12 protein-coding genes are annotated in these 15254 nt (G+C 72.3%); 8 read left to right on the forward strand and 4 right to left on the reverse strand.

The window, feature by feature from the left end; genetic code table 11:
- Window positions 1-20 precede the first annotated feature (20 nt).
- The 3 genes from H343_RS0119085 (at window position 21) to H343_RS0119095 (ending at window position 4146) form a co-directional block, all read left to right on the forward strand.
- Window positions 21-1361, forward strand: coding sequence for a M16 family metallopeptidase (locus H343_RS0119085; RefSeq protein WP_028432461.1), 1341 nt, complete (start codon window positions 21-23; stop codon window positions 1359-1361).
- Between the two features lie 44 nt (window positions 1362-1405).
- A complete protein-coding gene (locus H343_RS0119090; RefSeq protein WP_028432462.1) occupies window positions 1406-2776 on the forward strand; it encodes a M16 family metallopeptidase in 1371 nt (456 codons plus the stop codon).
- A 524-nt stretch (window positions 2777-3300) separates the two neighbouring features.
- Entirely contained in the window at window positions 3301-4146 is an 846-nt protein-coding gene (locus tag H343_RS0119095; protein ID WP_028432463.1) for a M23 family metallopeptidase, read from the forward strand.
- Between the two features lie 349 nt (window positions 4147-4495).
- Here the strand turns inward: H343_RS0119095 and H343_RS0119100 are convergent, their stop codons facing one another.
- Window positions 4496-4780, reverse strand: a complete 285-nt coding sequence (locus tag H343_RS0119100; protein ID WP_028432464.1) for an HPr family phosphocarrier protein — start codon at window positions 4778-4780, stop codon at window positions 4496-4498.
- 140 nt (window positions 4781-4920) lie between these two features.
- Between H343_RS0119100 and H343_RS0119105 the strand changes: the two genes are divergently transcribed.
- From H343_RS0119105 to H343_RS31535, 4 genes are read left to right on the forward strand one after another with little or no spacing between them, the layout of a single operon-like run.
- Complete coding sequence (locus H343_RS0119105) at window positions 4921-7659, forward strand: GNAT family N-acetyltransferase (protein ID WP_028432465.1); 2739 nt, start codon at window positions 4921-4923, stop codon at window positions 7657-7659.
- A gap of 27 nt (window positions 7660-7686) precedes the next feature.
- The gene (locus H343_RS0119110; protein ID WP_028432466.1) at window positions 7687-8271 is read left to right on the forward strand and encodes a DUF5998 family protein; all 585 of its coding nucleotides are present in this window, start codon (window positions 7687-7689) and stop codon (window positions 8269-8271) included.
- A complete protein-coding gene (locus H343_RS0119115; RefSeq protein WP_028432467.1) occupies window positions 8271-9464 on the forward strand; it encodes an alkaline phosphatase family protein in 1194 nt (397 codons plus the stop codon). The genes H343_RS0119110 and H343_RS0119115 overlap by 1 nt, the downstream gene beginning before the upstream one ends.
- A gap of 49 nt (window positions 9465-9513) precedes the next feature.
- Window positions 9514-10242, forward strand: coding sequence for a thymidine kinase (locus tag H343_RS31535; RefSeq protein WP_078505888.1), 729 nt, complete (start codon window positions 9514-9516; stop codon window positions 10240-10242).
- A gap of 15 nt (window positions 10243-10257) precedes the next feature.
- Here H343_RS31535 and H343_RS0119125 read toward each other — a convergent pair whose 3' ends face one another.
- Window positions 10258-11052: a VOC family protein gene (locus tag H343_RS0119125; RefSeq protein ID WP_051265543.1), complete on the reverse strand. Its 795-nt coding sequence runs from the start codon at window positions 11050-11052 to the stop codon at window positions 10258-10260.
- 176 nt (window positions 11053-11228) lie between these two features.
- Between H343_RS0119125 and H343_RS0119130 the strand changes: the two genes are divergently transcribed.
- Window positions 11229-12056, forward strand: coding sequence for a sulfurtransferase (locus H343_RS0119130; RefSeq protein WP_028432469.1), 828 nt, complete (start codon window positions 11229-11231; stop codon window positions 12054-12056).
- 182 nt (window positions 12057-12238) lie between these two features.
- On the opposite strand, the gene sepH is transcribed toward H343_RS0119130, so the two are convergent.
- Together sepH and H343_RS0119140 are read right to left on the reverse strand one after the other, a co-directional pair.
- Window positions 12239-13315: a septation protein SepH gene (sepH, locus tag H343_RS0119135; protein ID WP_028432470.1), complete on the reverse strand. Its 1077-nt coding sequence runs from the start codon at window positions 13313-13315 to the stop codon at window positions 12239-12241.
- Window positions 13316-13890: 575 nt separating this feature from the next.
- Complete coding sequence (locus H343_RS0119140; RefSeq protein WP_028432471.1) at window positions 13891-15228, reverse strand: D-arabinono-1,4-lactone oxidase; 1338 nt, start codon at window positions 15226-15228, stop codon at window positions 13891-13893.
- Window positions 15229-15254: the final 26 nt, after the last annotated feature.

Genomic DNA, 15254 nt, shown 5'->3' on the forward strand with positions numbered 1-15254 from the left:
ATCGAAGGGACTCCACGCCCATGGGTCACACGGCCACGCCCCCGCCATCCACCGGCGGGCTCACAGCGACCGAGCACCGGCTGGCCAACGGCCTGCGTGTGGTGCTCTCCGAGGACCATCTGACCCCTGTCGCGGCGGTCTGCCTCTGGTACGACGTGGGCTCCCGCCACGAAGTCGCAGGGCGTACCGGACTCGCCCACCTCTTCGAGCACCTGATGTTCCAGGGCTCCGCGCAGGTGCGGGGCAACGGTCACTTCGAGCTGGTGCAGGGTGCCGGCGGTTCGCTCAACGGCTCCACCAGCTTCGAGCGCACGAACTACTACGAGACCATGCCCGCGCACGAGTTGGAGCTCGCGCTCTGGCTCGAGGCCGACCGCATGGGCTCGCTGCTGACCGCCCTGGACGAGGAGTCCATGGAGAACCAGCGCGACGTGGTCAAGAACGAGCGCCGCCAGCGGTACGACAATGTGCCCTACGGCACCGCGTTCGAAAAGCTGACCGCGATGGCCTATCCGGAGGGCCACCCCTACCACCACACGCCGATCGGTTCGATGGCCGACCTGGACGCCGCCTCCCTGGAGGACGCACGGGAGTTCTTCCGTACGTACTACGCGCCCAACAACGCGGTCCTGACCGTCGTCGGCGACATCGACCCCGAGCAGACACTGGCCTGGATCGAGAAGTACTTCGGCTCGGTGCCCGGCCACGAGGGCAAGAAGCCCCCGCGCGACGGCACCCTCGCCGAGACCATCGGCGAGCAGCTGCGCGAGGTCGTGGAGGAGGAGGTCCCTTCCCGCGCCCTCATGGCCGCATACCGGCTGCCGCACGACGGCACCCGTGAGTGCGACGCGGCCGACGTGGCGCTCACCGCGCTCGGCGGCGGTGAGTCCTCGCGTCTGAACAAGCGCCTCGTGCGCCGCGACCGGCTGGCGGTCGGCGCCGGGTTCGGGATGCTTCGGCTTGCGGGGGCACCCTCGCTGGGCTGGCTGGACGTCAAGGCGTCCGGCGGCGTCGAGGTCGCCGCCATCGAGGAGGCCGTCGACGACGAGCTGAAGCGCTTCGCCGAAGAGGGGCCGACCCCGGAGGAGATGGAGCGGGCACAGGCCCAGCTGGAGCGCGAGTGGCTGGACAGGCTCGCCACGGTCGGCGGACGCGCGGACGAACTGTGCCGCTACGCCGTACTGTTCGGCGACCCCCAGCTGGCACTGACGGCGGTTGAGCGCGTTCTCGACATCACACCCGAGGAGGTACGGGCCGTGGCAGCCGCGAGGCTGCGCCCGGACAACCGCGCCGTGCTCGTCTACGAGCCGACCGAGCCCGCCGCCGACGCAAACGACCAGAGCGAGGAGCCCGCCCAGTGAGCGACGCCCCCACCCCCGCACAGACGGCTGCGGCAGGTAATTCCATGGAGTTCCACCCCCAGCCGAAGGGCGGCAGCCCCAAGCCGTGGGCTTTCCCCGCGCCCGAGCGCGGCCGGCTGGGCAACGGGCTGACGGTGCTGCGCTGTCACCGCCCGGGACAGCAGGTCGTCGCCGTCGAGGTCTCCCTCCTCGCCCCGCTGGAGGCCGAGCCGCGAGGCCTGGACGGCGTCGCGACGATCATGGCCCGCGCCTTCTCGGAGGGCACGGACAAGCTCGACGCCGAGCAGTTCGCCGACGAGCTGGAGCGCTACGGCGCCTCCCTCGACGCCTACGCCGACCACGCCGCCGTACGGGTGTCGCTGGAGGTCCCCGCCTCACGGCTGCACAAGGCGCTCGGGCTGCTGGCCGACGCGCTGCGCGCCCCCGCGTTCCCCGAGAGCGAGGTCGAGCGTCTGGTGAACAACCGCCTGGACGAGATCCCGCACGAGCTGGCGAACCCGACCCGGCGTGCGGCCAAGGAGCTGGCCAGGGAGCTGTACCCGGCCGACTCCCGCATGTCCCGGCCCCGCCAGGGCACCGAGGAGACGGTGGCCCGTATCGACGCGCAGGCGGTCCGTGCCTTCTACGACGCACACGTACGTCCCGCCACGGCCACCGCCGTGGTCGTCGGTGACCTCGAAGGCGTCGACGTGGACGCCGCGCTGGCCGACACCCTCGGTGCCTGGACGGGCTCCACGGCCGAGCCGCGTGCTGTGCGGCCGGTCACCGCGGACGACACCGGCCGCGTCGTCGTCGTGGACCGGCCGGGCGCCGTGCAGACGCAGGTGCTCATCGGCCGCGTCGGGCCCGACCGGCACGACCGTGTCTGGCCGGCGCAGGTCCTCGGCACGTACTGCCTGGGCGGCACGCTCACTTCCCGTCTGGACCGCGTGCTGCGCGAGGAGAAGGGCTACACCTACGGTGTGCGCGCCTTCGGGCAGGTGCTGCGTTCCACCGCGGACGGCACGGGCGCGGCCCTGCTGGCCATCTCCGGCTCGGTCGCCACGGACGTGACGGCCCCGGCGCTGTCCGACCTGTGGCAGGTTCTGCGCACGCTGGCCGCCGAGGGGCTCGGGGAGGACGAACGGGACGTCGCCGTGCAGAACCTGGTGGGCGTCGCGCCGCTCAGGTACGAGACAGCCGCCGCCGTGGCCGACACCCTCGCCGAACAGGTCGAGCAGGAACTCCCGGACGACTTCCAGGCGCAGGTGTACGCACAGCTCGCGCAGACCGGCACGGTGGAGGCCACGGCCGCCGTCGTCAACGCCTTCCCGGAGGACCGGCTGGTGACGGTCCTCGTCGGTGACGCCTCCCAGATCGCCGAGCCCGTAAGGGAGTTGGGGATCGGCGAGGTCAAGGTGGTCACGGGCGGCTGAACGCTGCCCGAGGCGTGTCACTCGCCGTCAGGCGTGCCGTCGTCCCACGGGGCGGCTCCGGTCCGAGCAACGGACCGGAGCCGCCCCGAGGCCGTTCGCGTATGTCCGTATTGGTGGCGGGTTGACCCGGTCCCTTGTGTGGCGAACGCGACAAATCAAGGGTTTGGTTTGGCAGTTGGCAGATGCCCCATTTAGCGTCGATCCGGCTGTTCGTCAGAAGTGACCGCGACCGCGGCCGACGTTCAGCGTCGCCGAGTCCTCCGCGCCACCAAGCACAGGAGGAACCGGGGGCCCTTCCCTCGTGGCGCCGCACGGCGCAGAGGGTCCCTTCCCAGCCGGACCGGAAGCCGGGCTGCGCTGGAAGGGGTGGGGTGAATCGGCAGGCCTCGCGGGAGGCCCGCCGTAGGAGACCTTCCTGCTCCGAACCGTCTGGGGGTCCCCCGCACCGGCAGGGGTGGGCTCAGCCCGCCCGTGTCAGGGGAGACCCGGTAGGCGAGAAGGAAGGAAAGGAGCTACGCCAGCCCATGGCGTTCACCCATGCAACGGGGAAGCACCGTCGTCCCCGCCGCAGACCGCGCCGCGGCGCGAACGCAGTCGGCATAGCCGGCCTGACGGCGGCCGGTGTCGTCACCTCGCTCGCGACGCCCGCGATGGCCGGGACGGGCCAGCAGGGCAAGGCCACCACGGCGCCCGTCGCTGCCACCGGCGAGGTCGTGGAGGTAACCGGCGCCGCCCCGGCCGCCGCCGATGAGGACGGGACGGGCCTGGCCCGTGCCGTCGGTTTCGGGGACTCGATCGCAGACACCGTCAGCGACCAGGCGCGCGCGCAGGAGGCCGCGGCCGCCGAGGCCAAGGCCGCGGCGGAGGCCGAGCGCAGGGCCGCCGCCGAGAAGGCGGAACGGGAGCGTGAGGCGAAGGAGAAGAAGGAGAGGGCGGCGAGGGCTGCCGAGCGTGCGGCGCTCAACTCCTGGGTCGCACCGCTGGAAGACCCGTCCCTGTCCACTCCGTACCAGGCGTCGAGCGGGCTGTGGTCCTCCGGCAGCCACACCGGCGTCGACTTCGTGGCGCCCCAGGGGACCGGGGTGAAGGCGGTCGCCGCGGGTGAGGTCGTCGAGGCCGGGAGTGACAGCTCGTACGGCAACAGTGTCGTGATCGAGCACAAGGACGGCACCTACACGCAGTACGGCCACCTGTCCTCCGTCAGCGTCTCGGCGGGGCAGTCGGTCACCTCCGGCCAGCAGATCGCCCTGTCCGGTTCGACGGGCAACAGCACGGGCCCGCATCTGCACTTCGAGGCCCGTACGGGCCCGGACTACGGCTCGGACATGGACCCGGTCGCGTACCTGCAGAAGCACGGCGTCGACCTCTGATGCCCTGACCGCGGGCGGTCCCGGGCCCCGGCGTCCGCGCCGGTGCTGTGACCGTCCGCGGGCCCGGGTTACGGGTGCGTACGCAGCAGCCCCCGGCCGTGGGAAGCGGCCGGGGGCTGTGCCGTGCGTCGTCCGCCCCGCCGTCCGTGCCGCGACGGGCTGTCCCGGCCGGCGGGCGGCGGGGAGGCTCGGAGGCTGAGGGCTCACTCCAGGGAGGTGGCCGGCCGCGTCATACGTCACGCGCAGCGGCCCGCACATGCGAAAAGGACGAAATCCACGGCGGCGGCCGCGAATTCCATCCGTGGGTGAAGGGGCGCGCCGTGCTGCGGGGCACGGGCTCCGCGCGGGGTCAGACCGTCTCGGGCAGCTCTTCCAGGCCTTCGGAGACCAGCGTGGCCAGGCGCTCCAGAGCACCCTCGGCGTCGACCGCCTCGGACGCGAGCACGATCTCCTCACCGGCCTCGGCGCCCAGCCCCAGCACTCCCAGCATGGAGGCCGCGTTGACCGGGGTGCCCTCGTCGCCCTTCTTCACGGTGACGGGAACCCCCGCGGCGGCCGCGGCGCGGCAGAAGATCGAGGCGGGGCGGGCGTGCAAGCCCTCGGCCCAGCCGACGGTGACGCGGCGCTCTACCATGATTGTTGCCCTTCGAGTCGTTCTTCCGGCATCCGGCCGACAACCAGTTTCGCATGCCGTCCGTGTCCCTCCGCCGTGCCCCCGGGGGCGCGGGAGGACGTACCGCGACGCCCCGGGCCCCGCGGCCTTACCCTGAGCCCATGCGTACCCCGGAGGACCGTGCCTACCCGGCGCACTGGGAGGCCGACGTGGTGCTGCGTGACGGGGGCACCGCCCTCATCAGGCCCATCACTGCGGACGACGCCCAGCGGCTGGTCAGCTTCTACGAACAGGTCTCCGACGAATCGAAGTATTACCGCTTCTTCGCCCCCTATCCGCGTCTTTCGGACCGTGATGTGCGCCGCTTCACCCACCACGACTACGTGGACCGGGTCGGCCTCGCCGCCACAGTCGGGGGCGAGTTCATCGCCACCGTTCGCTACGACCGGATCGACGACGCCGGCCGCGCCGCCGCCGCTCCCTCCGCCCAGGCCGAGGTGGCCTTCCTCGTCCGCGACGACCACCAGGGCAGGGGAGTGGCGTCCGCCCTCCTCGAACACGTCGCGGCTGTGGCCCGTGAGCGCGGGATCCGGCGTTTCACCGCCGAAGTGCTCCCCGCCAACAACAAGATGATCAAGGTCTTCACGGACGCGGGCTATTCGCAGCGCCGCAGCTTCGAGGACGGCTCCGTCCATCTCACCTTCGACCTCGAACCCACCGAGGCGTCCGTCGCCGTGATGCGTGCCCGCGAACAGCGCGCGGAGGGCCGCTCCGTGCAGCGGCTGCTCGCCCCGGGATCGGTCGCCGTGATCGGCGCCAGCCGTTCGCCGCGCGGTGCCGGGCGGAGCGTGCTGGAGAGCCTGCACAGCGGCGGCTTCACCGGCCGTGTGTACGCGGTCAACCACGAGTTGCCCGAGGGCGCGGAGGAACTGGGCGGCGTCCCCGCCCACCGGTCGGTCTCGGACGTGCCCGAACCGCTCGACCTCGCCGTCGTCGCCGTTCCGGCCGGCGCCGTCCCGGCCGTGGCGCGGGAGTGCGGCGAGGCGGGCGTGCGGGGACTGGTCGTGCTGACCGCCGAGTTCAGCCGCGACGAGCAGCGCGAACTGGTCCGGCTGGCCCGCTCGTACGGCACCCGCGTCATCGGACCCAACGCCTTCGGGCTGATGAACACCGCGCCGGACGTACGCCTCAACGCGACGCTCTCGCCCGAGATGCCGCGCCGCGGCCGCGTCGGACTCTTCACGCAGTCCGGTGCCATCGGCATCGCGCTGCTCGCAGGTCTCCACCAGCGCGGCATCGGCCTGTCCAGCTTCGTCTCGGCGGGCAACCGGGCCGACGTGTCGGGCAACGACGTGCTGCAGCACTGGGACGACGACCCCGACACGGACGTGGCGCTCCTCTATCTCGAATCCATCGGCAATCCGCGCAAGTTCACGCGGCTCGCCAAGCGCACCGCCGCCCGCAAGCCGATGGTCGTGGTCAAGGGCGCCAGGCACAGCGCGAGCGCGCCGCCGCCCGGTCACGCCGTACCCGTCTCCCGTACGCCTGCCGCGACCGTCACCACGCTGCTGCGGCAGGCAGGCGTGATCATGGTGGACACGGTGACGGAACTGCTCGACGCGGGCGCCCTGCTCGTGACCCAGCCGCTGCCTCCGGGGCCCCGCACCGCGATCCTCGGCAACGCCGAATCCCTCGGGCTGATCACCTACGACGCCTGCCTCGCCGACGAACTGCAGCCCCACCCCGTACGAGACCTGACCACCGCCGCCACTCCCGACGACTACGCGCGAGAGCTGCGCGCCGCGCTCGAGGACCCGGAGACCGACGCTGTCGTCGTCACCGCGATCCCGTGGGTCGGCCGGACCCCTGTCGAGGAGCTGGCGGAGGCGCTGCGCGAGGCATCGGCGGGCGCCGACAAGCCCGTCACCGTCGTGCACCTCGCGATCGAGGGTCTGGACGCAGCCCTGTCCGAACGCGGCATCCCCTCCTGCCCCGCGCCCGAACGCGCCGTGCGGGCGCTCTCGGAGGTCTCGCGCTACGCACGCTGGCGGCGGGAGGCGGAAGCCCCGGGCCGCGTACCGCAGTTCGAGGTCGAGGAGACGGCCGCGTCCGCGCTGCTGGAGCGTGCTACGGCCGGCGCCGCCGCGCCGCCTGCGGACCCTGCCCCGCTCCACCCCGGCACTGCCTCGGCCACGGCCGCCGAACGGGACGGCAGCCTCACCCTCGGAGCGGACGACGTCGCGGGCCTGCTCGCCTGCTACGGCATCACCGTCCAGCGGACCCGCCCCGCCCCCGGCCCGGACGAGGCCGCCGACGCCGCCCGCGTGCTGGGCTATCCCGTCGCCCTGAAGACCACCGCCGCGCATCTGCGGCACCGCGCCGACCTGGGAGGCGTACGCCTGGACATCTCCTCCGAGGCGGAACTGCGCCGTGCGTACGCCGAGCTGACCGACTCCTCCGCCGAGCCCGAGGAGCTGCGCCCCGTCGTGCAGGCCATGGCGCCGCGCGGCATCGACACCGTCATCAGGGGAGCCGTCGATCCCTCGATCGGGGCGGTGCTCTCGTTCGGTCTCGCCGGTACGCCCAGCGAACTGCTCGGCGACGTCGCGCACCGCCTCGTCCCGGCCACCGACAAGGAGGCCGCCGAACTCGTCCGGTCGCTGCGCAGCGCCCCCATACTCTTCGGCTGGCGCGGCACACAGCCCGTCGACACCGCGTCCCTGGAGGATCTGCTGCTGCGGGTCTCGCGCCTCCTCCACGACCATCCCGGGGTCGTCTCCGTGGACCTCGAACCCGTCGTCGTCTCGCAGCACGGGCGCACGGTGCTCGACGCGAGCGTCCGCGTCGCAGAGCGCTCACCCCGCGCCGACCTGGGCCGCCGCAGCCTGCCCGCCTACTGAGCCCCCCGGGCCCGTAGGATGGCCCGCATGGCGAAGACCGGTACGACGACCCAGGGGCTGCGCGCCGCGATCGAGCGCAGTGGCTATTACCCGACGCTCGTGGCCGAGGCCGTGGAGGCCGCGGTCGGCGGCGAGCCCGTCGAGTCCTACCTCGTGCACCAGGAGACGACCTTCGACTCCAACGAGGTGCGCCGCCATGTCACCGTCCTCGTCCTCACCGGCACCCGGTTCCTCGTCAGTCACACGGACGAGCAGCCCGCGGACGGCACCTCGGGCGCCCCGTACGCCACGACGTCCACGGAGTCGGTGAAGCTCCAGCGCCTCTCCTCCGTGGTGCTCTCCCGTGTCGTGGCGGACCCCGAGTCGTACTCGCCGGGCACGCTGCCCCGGGAGGTGGTGCTGACCATCGGCTGGGGCGCCGTCTCCCGGCTCGACCTGGAACCCGCGACCTGCGGGGACCCCAACTGCGAGGCGGACCACGGCTACACGGGCTCCTCCACCGCAGACGACCTTTCGCTCCGCGTCAGCGAGGCGGCCGACGGGCCCGACACCGTACGGCAGACACTCGCCTTCGCCCAGGCGCTCTCGGAGGCGACGGTGACACCTTCCTGATGGCACAGGCCGCCCCCGCCAGCCAGCAGGAGCCCCTACCGCTGGACCCCCGCACCGCGCCCGTACCGCGCTACGGCCAGGCGTCGCTGTCGGACGTACTGCCCGCCATCGCCACCGCGCAGGGCCTGCCGGGCGTCGAGACGACGCTGCGGCTCGAACCGGCCGACCGTGCCTGTGTGTTCCTCGTCGACGGAATGGGCTGGGAGGCGCTGCGCGCCCACCCGGACGAGGCCCCGTTCCTCACCTCGCTGCTGCCCAGCTCGCTGAACGCGACGGGGGAGCCCCTCACCGCGGGATTCCCCTCCACCACCGCGACCTCGCTGGCCTCCGTCGGTACGGGCCTGCCGCCCGGCCGGCACGGCCTGCCCGGCTACACGGCGCTCGACCCGGACACCGGGCGTCTGATGAACCAGCTGCGCTGGCAGCCGTGGACCGACCCGTACGTGTGGCAGCCGTACCCGACCGTCTTCCAGCTCGCCGACGCGGCCGGGATCGCCGCGAGCCAGGTCTCCGCACCGCATTTCGAGCACACCCCGCTGACCCGTGTCGCGCTGTCGGGCGGCACCTTCCACGGTGTGCTCGCGGCCGAGGACCGCATGGACCTGGCCGCCGCACAGCTGGCCGCCGCCGACCGCTCACTCGTCTACACCTACTACGCCGAACTCGACGGCAACGGCCACCGCTACGGCATGGACTCCGACGCCTGGCGCGGCCAGCTGATGTACGTCGACCGACTCGCGCAGCGTCTCGCCGAGCAGCTTCCGCCGCGCTCCGCGCTCTACATCACCGCCGATCACGGCATGGTGGACGTCCCTGCGACGCCTCAGGCGCGGTTCGACGTCGACGAGGACTGGGAGTTGAGCGCCGGGCTCGCCCAGCTCGGCGGTGAGGGGCGGATGCGCCATCTGTACGCCGTCCCCGGTGCCGCGCGCGACGTGTACTCCGTGTGGCGTGAGGTGCTGGCCGGCCAGGCATGGGTGGCCGGGCGTGAAGAGGCCGTCGAACTGGGCTGGTTCGGGCCGCACGTCGATGAACGTGTGCTGGCCCGGATCGGCGACGTGGTGGCGGCGATGAACGGGGACGCCGCCGTCGTGGCCACCGAGCGGGAGCCCAAGGAGTCCGCGCTGATCGGCATGCACGGCTCGGCCACGTCCGCCGAGCAGTTCGTCCCGCTCCTCGAAGTACGTACGTAGCCCCGCCGCGACCGACCCGTCCGCCCCGTGCAGAAAGGCCGACGTTCCCATGCCAGAGCTGGTGTTCTTCTCAGGAACGATGGACTGCGGAAAGTCGACGCTCGCTCTGCAGATCGAGCACAACCGCTCCGCACGCGGCCTGCAGGGCATGATCTTCACCCGCAACGACCGTGCGGGTGAGGGAAGACTCTCCTCCCGGCTCGGCCTGGTCACCGACGCCGTCGAGGCGGTGCAGGGGATGAACTTCCACGCCCACCTCGTCAAGCACCTCACCGCGGGCGGCCGTACCGACTACATCATCGTCGACGAGGCGCAGTTCCTGGCCCCGGAGCAGATCGACCAGCTCGCGCGCATCGTCGACGACCTGGGCATGGACGTCTTCTCCTTCGGCATCGCCACCGACTTCCGCACCCGGCTGTTCCCCGGCTCGCAGCGGCTGATGGAACTGGCCGACCGCATCGAGGTGCTGCAGGTCGAGGCCCTGTGCTGGTGCGGTGCACGCGCGACGCACAACGCCCGTACGGTCGGCGGGAAGATGGTCGTCGAGGGAGCCCAGGTCGTCGTCGGCGACGTCGGGGACCCCACGGGCGAGGTCGGCTACGAGGTGCTGTGCCGCAGGCACCACCGCCGCCGCCTCACTGCGTCGGCGGCCGGGGCGGGCGCGCTCTCCCCGGACGTGCTGCCCATCGACGCGCCCGCCACCCCCCAGGTGGACGAGGTCCCGCGGGTGCCGGGGGCGCCGCACGTGGGCGAGGCGGTCCGCTTCCCGTCGGGGTGAACCGCGCCCGCGCCCTCAGGTCTTGGCGATCACGCTGAACTGGGCTCCTTCCGGGTCGGCGGCCGTCGCCACCCGGCCGTAGGGCGAATCGCCCGGCTCGTGCACCACCTTGCCGCCGAGCTCACCGACCCGCCGCACGGTCGTGTCGGTGTCCTCGACGGCGAAGTACGTCTTCCAGTGCGGCCCGCGGTCGCGCGGCAACTCCCGGCCCACACCGTGGATTCCGGCCACGGGACCGCCCTCCAGCAGGAGCGTCAGATGGTCACCGTCGCCGGCACCGCGTTCGTCCGCGGAGTCGTAGCCGAAGACGGCGGAGTAGAAGGGGAAGGCCACCGAGGCGTCGGGAGTGACCAGTTCGTACCAGACGGGCGCTCCCGCCACGCCGGCCGCCGAGGGCGTCAGCGCGGGCTGCGGAGTGGTCTGCCAGACACCGAAGGTCGCGCCGACGGGGTCAGCCGCGATGGCCATCCGGCCGGCCTCGTCGGCGTCGAGCGGTCCGACGGCGACCGTTCCGCCGCGTTCCCGGACGAGGTAGGCGGTGGCGTCGGCGTCGTCACTGGCCATGTAGGGCAGCCAGGAGGGGCGCAGACGGCGCCCGGGTGCGATCTCGCCCAGGCCGGCGACCTCCTGTCCGTCCACCATCGCCCGTACGTACGGGCCCAGTTGTTCGGGCCCCGAGTAGAACTCCCAGCCGAACAGCTCGTGGTAGAACTCCTGGCTTCTCTCCAGCTCGTGCACCAGCACGCTCGCCCAGCACGGTGTGCCGGGGGCGTGCCTCGCGTGCGGATGGCGAGCTGTTGACTCCGTCATATTTCTCTCCCTCATGACCGTCATCGATGCGGTCGCGTCGTATCGACTGCTGTGTACTGCTTCGGGACCCGTGCCCCTGTGATGCTCGCACCACCTGAGGTGTGCCGCTCCCCGACAGCGCCGGGTAATTCCGTTTCCGGCCGGTCTGTGGGCCGGGACTGCGCGAAAATGGCGGAATGACAGCCATCACTTCCGCCTCGGCTCTCGCACGCGACCTCGCCCGGGGCGAGGCTCCGGTCCTCCTCGACGTCCGGTGGCAACTCGGCGGCCCGCCCGGCAGACCCGCCTACCTTGCGGGTCACCTTCCGGGCGCGGTCTATGCCGACCTGGAGGAGGAACTGGCGGGGCCGCCAGGCGAGTACGGCCGCCATCCCCTGCCCGACCTGGAGGTCTTCACAGCGGCTGTGCGGCGTGCCGGTGTATGTGACGCTCGTCCCGTCGTGGTCTACGACGGCGGTCAGGGCTGGGGCGCCGCCCGCGCGTGGTGGCTGCTGCGCTGGGCGGGCCACGAGGACGTCCGCGTGCTCGACGGCGGCCTCGCCGCCTGGGAGGGGGAGCTGGAGAGGGGCGATGTGACCCCGGAACCGGGCGACTTCACTCCCCGTCCGGGGGCACGTCCGCTGCTCGACGCCGACGGGGCGGCGTCGACGGCCAGGAACGGACTGCTGCTGGACGCGCGCGCCGCGGAACGCTACCGGGGCGAGGTGGAGCCGGTCGACCCGGTCGCCGGACACATCCCCGGCGCCGTCTCGGCGCCCACGGCCGGCAACGTGACGGCGGAGGGCCTGCTGCGCTCCCCGGACGAACTGCGGGCCCGCTTCGCCGCCCTGGGTGTCACACCGGACTCCGAGGTGGGCGTCTACTGCGGTTCGGGCGTCTCGGCCGCCCATGAGGTACTCGCGCTGGAGGTGGCCGGCATCGAAGCGGCGCTGTACGCCGGATCGTGGAGCGAGTGGTGCGCCGATGCCGCCCGGCCGGTCGCCACGGGCCCCGAGCCCGGCTGAGCGGTCTCGCTGAACGGACCCGCAGAACGGGCACGGCAGAACGGTCGCGCAGAACGATCCAGTCGAACGATCCGGCCGAACTCCAGGTCCACAGGGGCGCGTCGGGCCTCGCGACGCGCCCTCCCTCCGCACCCGCGTTCGCGGAGCGGGGGAGGGTACGAACGCAAGCCCGGTGGCCGGAGTCAGTCCTTCTTGCGGCGCGTCCCGAAGACGATCTCGTCCCAACTCGGCACCGCGGCGCGGCGGCCCGGCCGGACGCCGTCCGCCTCGGCCTGGCGGTCGGTGTTGCCCTTCAGCCGGTCGCGGTGCGCACTGACCGAACGCGGCATCAGCACGTCCGCATACGCCGAACCCGCACCGGCAGCCGTCGCGGGAGGCTCGACGGCCTCCTCCTCGTCCTCGGCCTCCTCCTCGTCCTCGGGCGAGGAGTCGGTCTCGGCGGTGGAGGAGGACTGCGCGCCCACCGTGGACGGGCCCTGCTGCTCCGGTACGACCATGTCGCCCCGGAAATTGGGGACCGCCTCCAACAGGCTCGTCAGGGAGTCGGGTTCGTCCTCGGCGTCGGTGCTGTGCACGCCGTCGCCGGAGAAGGACGCCGGCTCCAGCTCCGCACGGTCGTTGCGGTCCGCGCGCTCCCGGGGGAGCCGCGCGATCCGCGGGACGAAGGGGAAGCTGGGCTCGGGGGTGTCGTCGGTCTCCCCGATGAGCGAACGCGCCTCGTCGTCGACGGCCTGTACGAGCCGTCTCGGCGGGTCGTACGTCCATGTCGCCGAGTGCGGCTGACCGGCCACGCGGTAGGCGAGCAGCACCTCCCAGGTGCCGTCGTCACGCCGCCAGGAGTCCCAGTGCACCGCGTCCCGGTCGGCGCCGCGCATCAGCAGCCGCTCGGCCACGGCCTCGCCGAGCTGCGGTCCCGCGTTCTCCCCGGGGCGGCGCACCGGCGTCTTGCGGGCGCGCTCCGCCATGAAGGCACGCTCGGCGAGAACGGGGCCCTCGAAGCGGCGTACGCGGTCGACGGGGATACCGGCGAGCTGGGCGACCTCCTCGGCGGAGGCACCGGCCCGTATACGCGCCTGGATGTCCCGCGGCCGCAGGTGGCTCTCGACCTCGATCTCGATCTGGCCGAGCCTCGCGCGGTCGTTGCGTACGGCGGCACGCAGCCGCTCATCGATCGGAAGGGTGTATTCCGTGCTGTCGGCAGCTTTGAGCACCAGTCGTGTGCCGTCGTTGCTGACGGCCACGACACGCAGTTCGGGCATGGGAACCTCCCGGGTGGTGCCTGCCGACGTCACGTGCGTCGCTGCTCCCGCTGGACGAGTGTGGCCTGCCCGGGCGGGGCCTGCCACAACCGTGCCGACGTGCTCGGCGCACCGGGACCTTCCCGGAACCGCCGGACGGCACGGCTATCACTTCGCAACGCACAGTGACCGTCCTCGTCACCTGTGCTGCCTGCGCCGGGCCTGAGCCGAGGCCAGGGCTCGTCACACTACTCCATTAGGACCACGGGGGTGGACCGCCGCGCCGTTCAAGTTGGTCGTGGTGAAGGGGGTTTGGGGTCCGGACAAGCCTAGAAAGGGCGTCGGCGGGTGGCAAGGGTCACAGATCCGCCCGGAACGGAACCATTGCCTTCGTCTATTGCCCGCTTACGTACGTGGATTGAACGAATCGAGCGGGCCGGAGTATTGACACCGGGAGGCAAGTCCCCCGGGCCGCCGCCGACTTCACACAGTCGCCATTCGGGGGGGGAGGACGGCCCGCCGAGTGCGCGGGGGGCTCACGGAAGCAGAGCGCCAGTCGGGGCCGGTGTGCTGTGCGCCCCCTGTCCGTGCCCGGATCACTCGCCCAGCACGCGCCGCAGATAGTCGTTGCCGAAGACCCGTTCCGGATCGAGCCGGTCCCGCAGTGCCGTGAACTCCCGGAAGCGGGGATGGACGGACGCCAGGTACTCCGCGTCCCGCGAGTGCAGCTTGCCCCAGTGCGGGCGTCCGCCGTGGGCTGTCATGATCCGTTCGGCCGCCGTGAAGTACGCCTCGTGCGGCGTCCCCCGGTACATGTGCATCGCGATGTAGGCCGTGCGGCGTCCCCCGGCCGTCGAGAGGGGGATGTCGTCGGCCGGCGCCGTACGCACCTCGACGGGGAATCCGACCCGGAACCGGGAGCGTTCGATGAGCTCCTTCAGCTCGCGCAGCGCCGGCATCGCCGCCTCGTGCGGCAGGGCGTACTCCATCTCCAGGAAACGCACGCGCCGCGGGCTGGTGAAGACCTTGTAGGGGATGTCGGTGTAGGTACGGGCGGTCAGGGCCCGGCTGGAGATCCGGGCGACGGAGGAGACGACGGCGGGCGCCGCGGCGCCGAGCGAGCACGCCGCCTGGAAGACGCCGTTGGAGAGCAGTTCGTCGTCGATCCAGCCGCGCACCGCGGGCAGGGGGTCGGCGGGACCGCCGCTACGGTTGTTGCGCTTGGTGTTGCAGCCGTCCGTGTGCGGGAACCAGTAGAACTCGAAGTGCTCGTTGCCGGCGACGAGTTGATCGAACTCGGACGTCACCCTGCCGAAGGACATCGGCTCCTCACGGGCGGTCAGCAGGAATTCCGGCTCGATGGCGAAGGTCACTTCGCTGATCACGCCCAGCGCTCCCAGCCCGAGACGGGCCGCGGCGAAGACCCCGGCGTTCTCCCGCTCCGAGCAGCGCAGCACCGAACCGTCCGCGCACACCAGTTCCAGCGCGGTCACCTGGGCCGCCAGCGACGCCGATGTGCGGCCCGTGCCGTGGGTGCCCGTGCTCACCGCCCCGGAGACCGTCTGCTCCATGATGTCGCCCATGTTGGTCAGCGACATCCCGGCGGCGGCCAGGGTCTCGTTGAGGTGCTTCACCGTGGTTCCTGCGGCCACCGTGACCGTACCGGCCTCGCGGTCCAACTCACGGATGCCCACCATGCGTTCGGGCCGTATCAGCATCCCGTCCGTGACGGCCGCCGCGGTGAAGGAGTGACCGGTGCCGGCGGCCTTGACCCGCAGCCCCTCCTCGCGGGCCCGCCGCACCGCCTCGGCGAGGGCGGCGGTCGAGGAGGGCGCGACGGTACGTGCGGGGGCCTGGGCGACGTTGCCCGCCCAGTTGCTCCAAGTCGTCCGGGGTCTGCGGGCCGTCCGGCCGCTCGTCCGCTGCGCCTTCATCCTGGACCTGTCCCCTCTCACGGTGG

It is taken from the genome of Streptomyces sp. TAA204, from assembly GCF_000424965.1.

Coding starts and splice junctions, on each gene's coding strand:
- H343_RS0119085 (WP_028432461.1), top strand. CDS start 21: ATGGGTCACACGGCCACGCCCCCGCCATCCACCGGCGGGCTCACAGCG.
- H343_RS0119090 (WP_028432462.1), top strand. CDS start 1,406: ATGGAGTTCCACCCCCAGCCGAAGGGCGGCAGCCCCAAGCCGTGGGCT.
- H343_RS0119095 (WP_028432463.1), top strand. CDS start 3,301: ATGGCGTTCACCCATGCAACGGGGAAGCACCGTCGTCCCCGCCGCAGA.
- H343_RS0119100 (WP_028432464.1), bottom strand. CDS start 4,780: ATGGTAGAGCGCCGCGTCACCGTCGGCTGGGCCGAGGGCTTGCACGCC.
- H343_RS0119105 (WP_028432465.1), top strand. CDS start 4,921: ATGCGTACCCCGGAGGACCGTGCCTACCCGGCGCACTGGGAGGCCGAC.
- H343_RS0119110 (WP_028432466.1), top strand. CDS start 7,687: ATGGCGAAGACCGGTACGACGACCCAGGGGCTGCGCGCCGCGATCGAG.
- H343_RS0119115 (WP_028432467.1), top strand. CDS start 8,271: ATGGCACAGGCCGCCCCCGCCAGCCAGCAGGAGCCCCTACCGCTGGAC.
- H343_RS31535 (WP_078505888.1), top strand. CDS start 9,514: ATGCCAGAGCTGGTGTTCTTCTCAGGAACGATGGACTGCGGAAAGTCG.
- H343_RS0119125 (WP_051265543.1), bottom strand. CDS start 11,052: ATGACGGAGTCAACAGCTCGCCATCCGCACGCGAGGCACGCCCCCGGC.
- H343_RS0119130 (WP_028432469.1), top strand. CDS start 11,229: ATGACAGCCATCACTTCCGCCTCGGCTCTCGCACGCGACCTCGCCCGG.
- sepH (WP_028432470.1), bottom strand. CDS start 13,315: ATGCCCGAACTGCGTGTCGTGGCCGTCAGCAACGACGGCACACGACTG.
- H343_RS0119140 (WP_028432471.1), bottom strand. CDS start 15,228: ATGAAGGCGCAGCGGACGAGCGGCCGGACGGCCCGCAGACCCCGGACG.